Origin of the sequence: Microbacterium sp. LWO14-1.2 (genome assembly GCF_038397715.1) — a bacterium.
Taxonomy (GTDB): domain Bacteria; phylum Actinomycetota; class Actinomycetes; order Actinomycetales; family Microbacteriaceae; genus Microbacterium.
The window spans coordinates 3,273,410-3,285,675 of record NZ_CP151633.1 but is presented as its reverse complement, the minus strand read 5'-3'; the positions used below and the strand labels follow the sequence as shown (position 1 = coordinate 3,285,675).

The following is a 12,266-nucleotide window of genomic DNA, read 5'->3' as shown; positions in this document are numbered from 1 at the left end:
CGGGTGCTCGCGGGAGGGCCGATCGGCACTCAGCCGTCGTATATCGGCCGCTCCTAGGCTGGGGATGTGAAAACCGTCGCCCGTCGTCGTCCTCTCGTCCCCGTCGCCCTGGCCGCCGCGCTGCTCACGGCGTTCCTCCTGTTCGCCGCGCCGCTCCCCGCCTCGGCGCACGACAGCATCCTCGGCTCGTCCCCCGAGGCGGACAGCACGGTCGACACTCTTCCCGCCGCACTGACCCTCACCTTCAGCGCGAAGCTCATCGACGGCGCCGGCGCGACCGAGGTGGTCGTCACCGACGCTTCGGGCGCGTCGGTCACGGACGGAGCCGCCACCGTGGACGGCGCGATCGTCACGCAGCCGCTCGTCGCAGAGGCGGCAGCGGGCGGCTATCACGTGATCTGGAAGATCGTCTCCAGCGACGGCCACCCCACCTCGGGCGAGTTCGACTTCACCGTCGCGAACAGCACGGTCGCCGCCCCCACTCCCGACCCGAGCGCCACGCCCGAGGCGACCCCGTCCGCGGAGGCGACGGCCGCTCCGGCCGCGACGCCGACGCCCCAGCCCTCCGCGGCCGCGGCGGAGGACGGGTCATCGGCCACCACCTGGATCTGGCTCCTCGCGATCGCCGGCGTGCTCGCCGCAGCGGTCGCGGGTGTCATCGCGGTCGCCCTGAAGGGCCGTGCCCGCGACGCCGAGACCGCCGCCGCCGACCCCTCGGAACCCGATTCCGGCACCCCGTCAGAGCGATAGGCTGGACGCATGCCTCACTACGATGTCGTCATCCTCGGTGCCGGTCCTGGTGGATACGTCGCCGCCGTCCGCAGCGCACAGCTCGGCCTCTCCACGGCCATCATCGAAGAGAAGTACTGGGGCGGTGTCTGCCTCAACGTCGGCTGCATCCCCTCCAAGGCTCTCCTCAAGAACGCGGAGCTCGCGCACACGCTGAACCACAAGGCCGACTTCTTCGGCATCTCGGGTGAGTTCACGATCGACTACGGCAAGGCCTTCGACCGCAGCCGCGTCGTCGCGGACGGCCGCGTCAAGGGCATCCACTTCCTGATGAAGAAGAACAAGGTCACCGAGTACGACGGCCGCGGCACGTTCACGGGGCCGAAGGCCATCTCGGTCGCCAAGTCCGACGGCACGACCGAAGAGGTCACGTTCGACAACGTCATCATCGCCACCGGCTCCAAGGTCCGCCTGCTCCCCGGCGTGCAGCTCAGCGACAACGTCGTGACCTATGAGGAGCAGATCCTCAGCCGCGAGCTCCCGAAGTCCATCGTCATCGTGGGCGCCGGCGCCATCGGCATGGAGTTCGCCTACGTCATGACGAACTACGGCGTGAAGGTCACGATCATCGAGTTCCTCGACCGTGCACTCCCCAACGAGGACGCGGACGTGTCGAAGGAGATCGCCAAGCAGTACAAGAACTACGGCGTCGACATCCTCACCTCCACGAAGGTCGAGAGCGTCGTCGACAACGGCTCCTCCGTCACGGTCTCGTACACCGGCAAGGACGGCCAGCAGGCGTCGATCGAGGCCGACAAGGTGCTCATGTCGGTGGGCTTCGCGCCCAACGTCGAGGGCTTCGGACTCGACAAGACCGGCGTCAAGCTGACCGAGCGCGGCGCCATCGACATCGACGACCACATGCGCACCAACGTCGAGGGCATCTACGCCATCGGCGACGTGACCATGAAGCTGCAGCTCGCGCACGTCGCAGAGGCGCAGGGCGTGGTCGCGGCCGAGACCATCGGCAAGGCGGAGACCCAGACCCTCGGCGACTACCGCATGATGCCGCGCGCGACGTTCTGCTCCCCGCAGGTCGCGTCGTTCGGCCTGACCGAGCAGCAGGCCAAGGACGAGGGCCGCGAGATCAAGGTCGCGACCTTCCCGTTCATGGCGAACGGCAAGGCGCACGGTCTCGGCGAGCCCGTCGGCTTCGTCAAGCTGATCGCCGACGCCGAGCACCTCGAGCTCATCGGCGCCCACATGATCGGCCCCGACGTGTCGGAGCTCCTGCCCGAGCTCACGCTCGCGCAGAAGTGGGACCTCACGGCGCTCGAGCTCGCTCGCAACGTGCACACGCACCCGACGCTGTCCGAGGCCCTGCAGGAGGGCTTCCACGGCCTCGCCGGCCACATGATCAACTTCTGATCACGACGTCTCGAAGGCCCGGTCCGCTCAGGCGGTGCCGGGCCTTCGTGCGTCTCGTCAGGTCTCCTGCCAGGTCGCCTCGAGTCGGGCCGGGAGCCTGCCGCGCACCTGCCATCCCTCGGGGACCGCTGCGGCGAGCTCGCGCGGCGTATACGAGCGTCGGATGCTGATGAGACCGTCCTCGCGGATGAACGAGCCGCGGAACAGAGTGCGCGCGAACGGCCAGGTCGCGGCCGCGAACAGCGCGTAGGCGGCCGGACTGCGGGCGATGTCGCGGTGCACCACGATCCCGCCCGGTGCGAGGAGGTGCCGAGAGTCGGCGAGTATGCCCTGCAGCTCGCCGTCGCCGAGGTGGTGCAGCACGTGGTTCGAGAAGATGACGTCGAACTGCGCGCCTTCGGCGACGAGCTCCGACGACAGGGCATGTCGGTACTGGATGCCCGCCCCTCGGTCGTGCCGTGCGGCCCAGTCGATCGCCCGCGCATCCGCATCGAGCGCGGTGATCGAGCCCGTGAGCCCGTCGCGCCGCAGACGGGCCGCGACGAGGCGGCACACGTCGGCTCCGCCCGCCCCGATGTCGAGGATGCGCACCGGTCCGCGCCGTGCGCGGGGACGGATGTCTCGCCGGTAGAGCAGCCCCGGCCGGGAGACGAGCGCGTTCACGATCCCGAACCGCTCATAGGTGCGCTCCAGCATCCCGAGATCGGCGTCGGCCTCGTCCATGAGCTCGCGCACGCGCACGTCTCGGACGGAGAGGTCGTGGTTCATGCGGTATCCGGCGCGACCACGGTCATCAGCGCGCTCTCCGCCGTGAGTCCGGGCCCGAAGGCCATCGCCGCCACGCGGGACCCGTCCCGGGCCCCCTCGTCGAGGATCCGCTTGAGCACGAAGAGGATCGTCGCGCTCGACATGTTGCCCTTCTCGCGCAGGGTCTCGCGCGCCGGCGACATCTGCTCGTCACTGAGATGCAGTCGATCCTGGATGCGATCGAGGATGCTGCGCCCGCCGGGATGGATGGCCCAGTGCTCGACGCGGTCTCCGACCCGACCCTGATCGAAGGCCTCCGCCAGGTCTTCGTCGCGGGCGTACAGGGGCCGGAGGGCGCCGATGATCGTCTCTCCGATGATCTGCGGCACCGCCGTCGAGAGGATCATCTCGAAGCCGCTGTCGCCGATCGTCCACGCCATGTCCTTCTCGCCCTCCTCGGCGATCGCGGTGTGGAAGCCGTCGAGCACCACTCCGCGCTCCTCCGTCGGCAGCTCGCGGGCGGTCACGATTCCGGCAGCGGCGCCGTCGGCGAAGAGCGAGCACGCGACGATGAGGTCGGGGTCCTCGGACGACCGCAGGTGCAGCGTGCACAGTTCGACGCTCACCACCAGCACCACCGCTTCCGGGTCGGCCGCGCAGAACTGGCTCGCGGCCTTCAGCGCGGGCATCGCCGCATAGCACCCCATGAATCCGAGGTGGTACCGCTGCACGCTGTCGCGCAGACCCAGCGCGCGGACGATCTCGTATTCCGGCCCAGGGGCGTGGAAGCCCGTGCAGGAGACCGTGATGACGTGGGTGACATCGGCCGCCTGCAGGTCGGGGTCGGCATCGAGCGCGCCGCGGGCGGCGGCGATGAACAGAGGAGTCGCCTCCTGCACGTAGACCTCGTTGCGCGTCTTGGTTCCAGGTGCGAGCAGCAGCCCCGACTCGCGGTCGAAGAACGTCGGGTCCTCGCTCTGCACGGCCTGCGACAGCTCCGCGATGACGGTGTGCCGGCTGTCGATGCCCGATCCGTTGAAGGAGGCGCCGATGAGCCGACGGCCGAGACGACCGACGTCGGGCTGCGAGGCGAACAGATCGCGCACCTCGTCTTGCGGGAGGACGGTGTCGGGGACGATCGTGTGCAGCGATCGGAGTACAGCGGGACGGCTCATCCTGTCACTCAAGCACGAGCCGCCCCGGAGTCGGAAGGGGGTTGCGCTCCCCTAGAAGCCGAGTGCTCTCGCGAGCTTGGAATCGGATGCCGCTGCGCGCCCGCCCACGGCGGAGATCGCCTGTTCCGCAGCGGCGAACAGCGCCTCGCGCCCGTCGGCGTCGGCGGGGGCTGCCGGCCCCAGTTCGAGCTCCCACTCGCGCCATTCGCGCCGCACGTCCTGACGCAGATCCGTGGCTCTGACGTGGTCGTCGACGAACTCGGCGATCACGCCGTCCGGCCCGGTGAGCAGGTAGGCGGTGCGCTGGTTCTCGATGCGTGCGAGCGGGATCAGCTCGGCCGTCGTCCACCGTGCGAGCGTATCGACGATCGCCGGCGGCACGGACTCGTCGTCTCCGAGCGGCCACCCCATCTCGAGACGTCCGTCGCCCTCACGAGGACCCTTGATGTGCCAGCCGGCGTCGGGGCCTCCGGTGCGGCGTCGGAGCGCCACTCCCGAACGCGACAGCGCGGCATCCGCCGTGTCGAGGTAGCGGGCGTCGAGCTCGCGCACCTCGCCGGCCGACACCGCGTCGACGCCGGGAAGGCCGCGCCAGTCGGGCAGCGGCGTTCCCAGGTCGACGTCGTATTTGCGCTCGACCTCGACGACGCGCGAGGGCGCGGCGCGGTCGTGCGGATCAGTCATCCGAGGGGTTGAGTTCCTCGAGGGACTCGTCGAACCAGTAGTCCAGTTCGGTGGGGCCGTCGGAGTCGCCGGTGTTCTGCGCGTCTCCGCGGCGGTTGTACACCACCTGCGTCTCGCTATAGGGGACGATCAGCTTGTCGTCCGCGTCGTCGTCGAGAGGGATGATCTGCCCGTCGAGCGGGCCTCCGTGAAGTCGTGCGAGTGCCATGTGCTCACCATAGTCCCGTCGCCTCGATTCCGTTCTCAGCCCACGGCGAGGCCGAGCACCGCGCCGGCGATCATCCACGGGCCGAAGGCGATGCGGGTGGCACCGTTCGCGCGGCGGAGGAGCATCAGCGCGCAGGCGAAGAGAGCCCCGAGCAGGAAGGCGGCCGCGGCGCCGACGACGAGTTCCTGCCAGCCGTGCCAGCCGAGCACCAGGCCGATCACGGCGGCGAGTTTGACGTCTCCGCCGCCCATCCCGTCGCGGCTGAGGAGACGCAGGAGCGCGTAGAAGCCGCCGAGGATGAGGAGTCCCGCCCCGCCTCGGAGCAGCGGTGTCGCGTCCTGCGTGAGGACGGCGTCGACGAGCGCTACGAGCACCAGTGCGCCGAGGGTCGGGAGCACGATCCGGTCGGGCAGGCGGTGGGTGCGGAGGTCGATCACGACGAGCCGGGCGGCGACGACGAGGAGGCCGAGATGCACGAGGACGATGAGTACGGGTCGCGGATCCATTCGGGAAGGCTAGGGAATGCCCGGCCCCGGCGCGGGACGGGTGTGGATAACCGCGGGCTGGTCAGAGATCGATGATGTCGAGGTCGACGAGCACCACGTCGCCCTCGGTGATGCCCTGGGCGTCTCGGATCGCCTTCTTGAGCGGGAGCACGAAGGCCGCCCCGTCGAAGAAGATCGACGTGCTCCAGAGGGATGCGCCGATGCGCGCGCGCACGCGCAGGGAGCCGAACCCGCGCTGCGGGGCGGGGAGCTCGCGGATCTCCAGCGAGATCTCCTCGGGCATGGTCGCGAAGAACCAGTCGTCGACCCGCTTCTCCCAGCGGGTGACGGCGCTCTCGAACTCGATCTGCATGGGCCCAGCGTAGACAGGGCCTCCGACATGACCGTTCGCGAAAGGGATGTCGGAGGTTCGAACTATTGTTGTTCCTCCAGTTGAAATATTAGAATATACGTTCGAGGATGGAAGCATGGGGATCGGACTCGATGCGATGTCGACGATCTCCCCGGCGGGAGACTCCCGCGCCGGGGAGGTGCTCCGACTGCGCCGAGAGATCAGCCGCATGCAGCGCCGCCGCAGCGACCTCCCCCTGCTCCCGGTCGACGAGGCCCTCGCCCCGCTGCTCCCCGATCAGGGCCTGCAGGCCGGCGCCGCATACACGGTGTCGCCCTCCCCGAGTCTCGTGCTCGCCCTGCTCAGCGCCGCCTCCCGACGAGGCCTCTGGTGCGCGGTGGTCGGCATGCCCACGCTGGGCGTCGAGGCGGCCGCCGCTTTCGGGATCGAGCTGCCGCGGCTGATCCTCGTCCCCGACCCCGGCGACCGCTGGCTCGCCGCCACCTCCGCTCTCGCCGAGGTCGTACCCCTCATCGCCGTGCAGCCGGGAGGACGGGTGCGCGATGCCGACGTCTCCCGCCTGAGCGCCCGGCTGCGCGATCGAGGCAGCACCCTGCTGGTCACCGAGTCAGCGCACTCCGGTGCGTGGCCGCAGAGCGAGGGCGCCATCCGCCTGCACGACCAGCAGTGGGAGGGCATCGGCGAGGGGTGGGGGCTGATCGAGGGATCGACGGCGACCGTGACCGCGCGCACCAAGCACACCCCGATGGGCGCGAGCGTGCGGGTACGCCTGCCGGGCAGCCACGGTGCCGTCGAGGCGATCTCCGAGCAGACGGCTGCGGAGACCATCACCGAGCTGACCGCGCTGCCGACCCGGCGCGACGATGATTCGGCCCCGCCCGAGTACCCGCTGGCGGTGGCCGGATGACCGCTCCCCTGCGCGTCCTGGTCCTCTGGTTCCCCGACTGGCCGCTGCGCGCGGCCCTGGGCGGAGCGCCGCCGCATCCGCCCACCGCGATCGTGCACGCCAACACGGTGGTCGCCTGCACGGCGTCGGCGCGAGAGCACGGTGTGCGCGCGGGGCAGCGCCGCCGCGTCGCGCAGGGGCACATCTCGTCGCTGCGGGTGCTCCCGCACGATCCGGCGCGGGACGAGCGGGCGTTCCTGCCCGTGCTGCAGCTCATCGAGAAGCACGCACCGGGCGCCGCCCTCCTGCGCCCCGGCCTCGCCGCGCTGCGGGCACGGGGCATCTCGCGCTACCACGACGGCGAACCGGAAGCCGGTCACGCGCTGATCCGCATCCTCGGCGAGGCGGGGTATCCCGAGGTGCGCGTGGGGGTCGCCGACGGCCCCTTCACCGCAGAGCTCGCCGCCCGGGGCACAGGCCCCTGCACGGTGGTGCCCTCCGGACGTGCCGAGGAGTTCCTGCATCCTCTGCCCGTCGGTGTGCTGCGCGACGAGCAGCTCACGGGGCTGCTCACCCGCCTCGGGGTGCGCACTCTCGGCGAGTTCGCCCGGCTCGACGCGATCGAGGTCCGCGACCGCTTCGGCGAGCGCGGGGCCCGGCTGCACGCCCTCGCGGCCGGCGCGGACTCCCGGGCGGTCGTGCCCCGTCCGCCCGACCCGGAGCTCGTGCGCTCCATCGAGTTCGAGACCCCGCTGGCCGGCGCCGACCAGGTGGCCTTCGCGGTGCGGCAGACCTCGGATGCGGTGATGCTCGCCCTGGCCGACGCCTCTGTGGTGTGCACGGAGGTGCGCATCGACCTCACCGACGACGACGGGCGCGTGTACTCCCGCACGTGGCTGCACCCGACCTGCTTCGATGCGGCGGACCTCGTCGACCGCGTGCGCTGGCAGCTCGAGGCGCTGGCGGCCGAGTCGGCGAAGGAGCCGGTCGACGAGGCGCGGGCCTTCGGCGGCATCGCGATGGTGCGCATCGTGCCGACAGCCGTCGACGACGCCGCCCATCATCAGCCGGGCCTCTTCGGCTCGGGCACGGACGAACGCCTCCACCACGCCGTCTCCCGCGTGCAGACGATGCTGGGCCATCAGGGCGTCGTGACGGCCGCGCTCTCCGGAGGGCGCTGGCTCGCCGACCGACAGGTGCTCACGCCCTGGGGCGAACGGCCCATCGCGCCGCGCGACCCCGATCGCCCCTGGCCGGGCAGCCTCCCCGACCCGCTTCCCGCCGAGGTCTTCCGGCCCCCTCGGCCCATCGGCGTGCAGACATCGGACGGGGAGTCGGTGAGCATCGACGAGCGAGGGGCGCTCTCCGCGGTCCCCGCACGCATCGACGGCGACGAGGTGCGCGCCTGGGCCGGCCCCTGGCCCATCCACGAGAGGCGCTGGGAGAGCACCGGCGGCAAGAGAGGCCATCGACTGCAGATCGTCGACGGCCACGACCGCGCGTGGCTGGTCTTCTCGGCCGGCGACCGCTGGTGGGCCGAGGGGCGGTACCGCTGATGGGGTGGCACAATCCCCCGCAGACCTGGCGCGAGCTCGAGCGCACTCTGAGCGGCGAGGAGTCGCCGTATCCGATCGGCGGCCCCGAACCCCGGCTCGACCGTCCCGACCCCGGACCGGTCAGCACCCGGAAGAAGCGGAACCCCCCGACAGCGGTCACCCGTCCGACCGACCCCGCGCCCTACGCCGAGCTGCACGCGCACTCGTCGTACTCCTTCCTCGACGGGGCGTCGTCACCGGAGGACCTCCTGGCCGAGGCCGAACGGCTCGGCCTCACCGCGCTGGCCCTCACCGACCACGACGGCTTCTACGGCGCGGCGCGCTTCGCCGAGGTGGCGGAGCTGATGGAGGTGCAGGTGCAGACCGTGTACGGCGCCGAGCTCTCCCTGGGCCTCGACGGACCGCAGCGCGGGGCGGCCGACCCCGTCGGCGATCATCTGCTCGTGCTCGCCGACGGCCTGGAGGGCTACCACCGCCTGTCGGCATCGATGACGGGAGCGCACCTCCGCGGCGGGGAGAAGGGGCGGCCGGTCTACGACATCGACGAGCTCGCGGCGACGGCGGACGGGCACTGGACGGTGCTCACCGGATGCCGCAAGGGCGCCGTCCGCCGCGGGCTCGAGGCCGGCGACGCGATGACCCCGCTGCGGCGTCTCGTCGACCTCTTCGGCAGGGACCGCGTGGTCGTCGAGCTCTTCGACCACGGCGACCCGCAGGACACCCGCCGCAACGACGCCCTCGCCGACCTCGCCCGAAGGCTGCGGCTCCCTGTCGTGGCGACGAACAACGTCCACTACGCGACACCGGACAGGGCCGCTCTCGCCGAGGCGGTCTCGGCGGTCAGAGCGGTGCGCAGCATGGACGACCTCGACGGCTGGCTCCCCGCGCACGGGGGCGCGCACCTGCGCAGCGGCGCCGAGATGGCCGCCCGGTTCCGCCGCTACCCCGGGGCGATCTCCACCGGGCTCGAGATCGCCGCGGCATCCGCTTTCCCGCTGCGCCGTGCGCGGCCGGCCCTCCCGAAGCAGGAGGTGCCGGAGGGGCACACCCCCATGACCTGGCTGCGGCACCTCGTGTGGGAGGCCGTGCCGACGAAGTACCCGCGGCTGGACGACGAGGGCCGCCGACGCATCCACCGCGAGCTCGACGTCATCGAGGAGAAGGACTTCCCCGGCTACTTCCTCATCGTGCACGGCATCGTCGCCGAGGCGCGGCGCCGCGGCATCCTGTGCCAGGGCCGCGGCTCGGCTGCGGCGAGCGCGGTCTGCTATCTGCTGGGGATCACCGCGGTCGACCCCATCCTCTACCGGCTGCCGTTCGAGCGGTTCCTCGCGACCACCCGCTCGGAGGAGCCGGACATCGACGTGGACTTCGACTCCGACCGCCGCGAGGAGATCATCCAGTGGGTGTACCGCGAGTACGGGAGGGAGCGCGCCGCGCAGGTCGCGAACGTCATCCAGTACCGACCCAAGAACGCCGTGCGCGACATGGCGAGGGCGCTCGGGCACTCCGTGGGGCAGCAGGACGCGTGGTCCCGCCAGGTCGACGGCTGGAGCTCGGGGTTGGAGGTCGCGGACGAGCACGACATCCCGGCGAACGTCCTCGAATACGCGGGCGAGCTGCTGAAGGCTCCCCGGCACCTCGGCATCCACTCCGGCGGCATGGTGCTCACGGCCAGGCCGGTGGGCGAGGTCGTCCCCGTCGAGCACGCCCGCATGGAGAACCGCACCGTCATCCAGTGGGACAAGGACGACGCGGCCTGGATGGGACTCGTGAAGTTCGACCTGCTGGGCCTGGGCATGCTCGCCGCCCTGCAGCACTGCTTCGATCTGATCCGCGATGCCACCGGGGAGGAGTGGACGCTGGAGACGCTGCCGAAGGAGGAGCCGGCCGTCTACGACATGCTCTGCCGCGCCGACTCGATCGGTGTGTTCCAGGTGGAGTCCCGGGCGCAGATCGGTCTGCTCCCCCGCCTGCAGCCGCGCCGGTTCTACGACCTGGCGATCCAGATCGCACTGATCCGCCCCGGCCCCATTCAGGGCGGGGCCGTGCATCCGTTCGTCCGCCGGAAGATGGCGAAGGACGCGCTCGACGAGGAGAACCGCGCCCGCGCCGCCAGGGGCGAGGAGCCGGTGGTGCTGGAGGTCCCATACCCGCACGAGGATCTGAAGCCGATCCTGGAGCGGACCCTCGGCATCCCGATCTTCCAGGAGCAGCTGATCCAGATGGCCACCGCGATCGGCGACTGCACGGCCGACGAGGCCGATCTGCTGCGGCGGGCGATGGGTTCCAAGCGCGGTCTCGAGAAGATCGAGAAGGTGCGCGACAAGCTCTACGCGGGGATGACGCGGCGCGGCCTCTCGAAGGATCAGTCCGACCGGATCTACGCGCAGATCCAGGCGTTCTCGAACTTCGGCTTCGCGGAGTCGCACTCTCTCTCGTTCGCGCTGCTCGTGTACGCCAGCTCCTGGCTGAAGCTGCACTATCCCGCGGCGTTCCTCGCCGGGCTCCTGCGCTCTCAGCCCATGGGCTTCTACTCGCCGGCGACGCTGACGTCCGATGCGCGCCGTCACGGGGTGGAGGTCCGCCGACCGGACCTGCACGCCTCGGGCGCCACCGACACCCTCGAGCCGCTCACGGAGACGACGGAGCGGATGCCGACGGGCCTCGACTCGTGCCGTGCGGCCGATCAGCCGGATACGCCTCGCTTCGACAGGACGCTGTCCGACGAGTCGGCGGCGCACCGGCGCGACGGCGGGTATGCGGTCAGGCTCGGTCTCAGCGGCGTCCGCGGCATCGGGCTCCCGCTCGCCGAGCGGATCGTCTCGGAGCGCGAGGCGCACGGCCCCTACCGCGACCTGCACGATCTCGTGCGGAGGACCGACGCCACGGCCGCGCAGCTGGAGGCTCTGGCCACAGCCGGGGCCTTCGAGTCGCTGGGGCTGCAACGACGGGAGGCGATGTGGCTCGCGGGGGCGGCGGCCGAGGATCGATCGCGCTTCCTGCCGGGGACCGTGGTCTCGGTGCAGCCGCCGCTGTTCGCGGATCAGTCGAGCTACGAGCAGCTGTCGTCGGACCTGTGGGCGACCGGAGTCTCCACCGACGACCATCCGATGGCGCACTTCCGTGCGGCGCTGACGGATCGGGGCGTGCTCTCCTCCCGTGACCTGCAGTCGCACGAGACCGGCCGTCGGGTCGAGGTCGCTGGACTCGTCACGCACCGGCAGCGACCGGCGACCGCGGCGGGCGTCACGTTCCTCAACCTCGAGGACGAGAGCGGTCTGGTCAACGTCATCTGTTCGACCGGCGTGTGGGCGCGCTATCGCCGGATCGCTCGGGATTCGCCGGCGCTCATCATCCGCGGCATCCTGGAGCGATCCCCCGAGGGCGTGATCAACATCCTCGCCGACGCGTTCGAAGACCTGCGGACCGGTGTCGCACACCGCTCCAGGGACTTCCGCTGATCTCGCGAGCGGTGAATCAACGGGTCACTGGGACGCCGGGACGCGAGGTCACCGGGACGCCGGGACGCCGGGACGCGAGGTCACCGGGTCAGCGGGTCACCAGAAGCGGTCGGTCTCCGGCTCGGGCACTCCGTCTGATCCGCCCCAGCGGTCGGCCTCGGCCTTGGCCGCCTCGACCGCGGCGTCGGCGCCGAGAAGCGCCGCGCGGGCGTTCGTCGCTCCGGCGCCGTCTCCCTCGACGTCGACCGTGAGCACCGTGCGTGCTCCCGCGCCGATCGTGACGGTGCAGTCGAGGACGCGCCCCGACCAGCGCACGACGTCGCCGCGTGCGGTCTCGTCCCGGACGAAGCGGATGCCGCTGTCGAGATCGACGATCTGCAGCACCGACGCTCGCCCGCTCTCTTCGTCGACGGCCTCCATGACGTCGACGCGGTGCCCTCGCGCGACGGCGAGGTGGGCGTTCAGCACGAGCCTTCTGTCCATGGATCCACTCTAGGAGCGCGGATGCCGAAGGCAACCCCGGGTGCGATT

The 12,266-nt window shown here is 71.1% G+C and carries 12 protein-coding genes; 5 read left to right on the top strand and 7 right to left on the bottom strand.

From position 1 onward, the window contains the following. Nucleotides 1-66: 66 nt before the first annotated feature. Both MRBLWO14_RS15825 and lpdA read left to right on the top strand, forming a co-directional pair. Complete coding sequence (locus MRBLWO14_RS15825; RefSeq protein WP_341934047.1) at nt 67-750, top strand: copper resistance CopC family protein; 684 nt, start codon at nt 67-69, stop codon at nt 748-750. Nucleotides 751-759: 9 nt separating this feature from the next. Further along, nucleotides 760-2,157 carry a dihydrolipoyl dehydrogenase gene (lpdA, locus tag MRBLWO14_RS15820; protein ID WP_341934046.1) on the top strand — a complete coding sequence of 466 codons (1,398 nt, stop codon included), beginning with the start codon at nt 760-762 and terminating at the stop codon, nt 2,155-2,157. Between the two features lie 57 nt (nt 2,158-2,214). On the opposite strand, the gene MRBLWO14_RS15815 is transcribed toward lpdA, so the two are convergent. From MRBLWO14_RS15815 to MRBLWO14_RS15790, 6 genes are all read right to left on the bottom strand, one after another. Continuing rightward, nucleotides 2,215-2,925 (bottom strand): methyltransferase domain-containing protein, encoded by a 711-nt coding sequence (locus tag MRBLWO14_RS15815; RefSeq protein WP_341934045.1) that lies wholly within the window; start codon nt 2,923-2,925, stop codon nt 2,215-2,217. Continuing rightward, nucleotides 2,922-4,079 carry a type III polyketide synthase gene (locus MRBLWO14_RS15810; protein WP_341934044.1) on the bottom strand — a complete coding sequence of 386 codons (1,158 nt, stop codon included), beginning with the start codon at nt 4,077-4,079 and terminating at the stop codon, nt 2,922-2,924. The genes MRBLWO14_RS15815 and MRBLWO14_RS15810 overlap by 4 nt, the downstream gene beginning before the upstream one ends. 51 nt (nt 4,080-4,130) lie before the next feature. Beyond that, the gene (locus MRBLWO14_RS15805; RefSeq protein WP_341934043.1) at nt 4,131-4,763 is read right to left on the bottom strand and encodes a CYTH domain-containing protein; all 633 of its coding nucleotides are present in this window, start codon (nt 4,761-4,763) and stop codon (nt 4,131-4,133) included. Beyond that, nucleotides 4,756-4,971 carry a response regulator gene (locus MRBLWO14_RS15800; protein ID WP_341934042.1) on the bottom strand — a complete coding sequence of 72 codons (216 nt, stop codon included), beginning with the start codon at nt 4,969-4,971 and terminating at the stop codon, nt 4,756-4,758. The genes MRBLWO14_RS15805 and MRBLWO14_RS15800 overlap by 8 nt, the downstream gene beginning before the upstream one ends. A 35-nt stretch (nt 4,972-5,006) precedes the next feature. Continuing rightward, nucleotides 5,007-5,477, bottom strand: coding sequence for an A24 family peptidase (locus tag MRBLWO14_RS15795; RefSeq protein WP_341934041.1), 471 nt, complete (start codon nt 5,475-5,477; stop codon nt 5,007-5,009). A 61-nt stretch (nt 5,478-5,538) separates the two neighbouring features. Then, complete coding sequence (locus MRBLWO14_RS15790; protein ID WP_341934040.1) at nt 5,539-5,829, bottom strand: DUF1905 domain-containing protein; 291 nt, start codon at nt 5,827-5,829, stop codon at nt 5,539-5,541. 115 nt (nt 5,830-5,944) lie between these two features. Here MRBLWO14_RS15790 and MRBLWO14_RS15785 point away from each other — a divergent pair, with 115 nt between their 5' ends. Genes MRBLWO14_RS15785 through MRBLWO14_RS15775 form a run of 3 tightly spaced genes read left to right on the top strand, consistent with a single transcriptional unit; the run spans nt 5,945 to nt 11,735 of the window. Further along, on the top strand, nt 5,945-6,736 hold the full coding sequence (locus MRBLWO14_RS15785) for a hypothetical protein (protein WP_341934039.1): 792 nt from the start codon (nt 5,945-5,947) through the stop codon (nt 6,734-6,736). Beyond that, nucleotides 6,733-8,271, top strand: coding sequence for a DNA polymerase Y family protein (locus MRBLWO14_RS15780; RefSeq protein ID WP_341934038.1), 1,539 nt, complete (start codon nt 6,733-6,735; stop codon nt 8,269-8,271). Before MRBLWO14_RS15785 ends, MRBLWO14_RS15780 begins: the two co-directional genes overlap by 4 nt. Then, a complete protein-coding gene (locus MRBLWO14_RS15775; RefSeq protein ID WP_341934037.1) occupies nt 8,271-11,735 on the top strand; it encodes an error-prone DNA polymerase in 3,465 nt (1,154 codons plus the stop codon). The genes MRBLWO14_RS15780 and MRBLWO14_RS15775 overlap by 1 nt, the downstream gene beginning before the upstream one ends. A gap of 96 nt (nt 11,736-11,831) precedes the next feature. Here the strand turns inward: MRBLWO14_RS15775 and MRBLWO14_RS15770 are convergent, their stop codons facing one another. Further along, nucleotides 11,832-12,218, bottom strand: coding sequence for a hypothetical protein (locus MRBLWO14_RS15770; protein ID WP_341934036.1), 387 nt, complete (start codon nt 12,216-12,218; stop codon nt 11,832-11,834). Nucleotides 12,219-12,266: the final 48 nt, after the last annotated feature.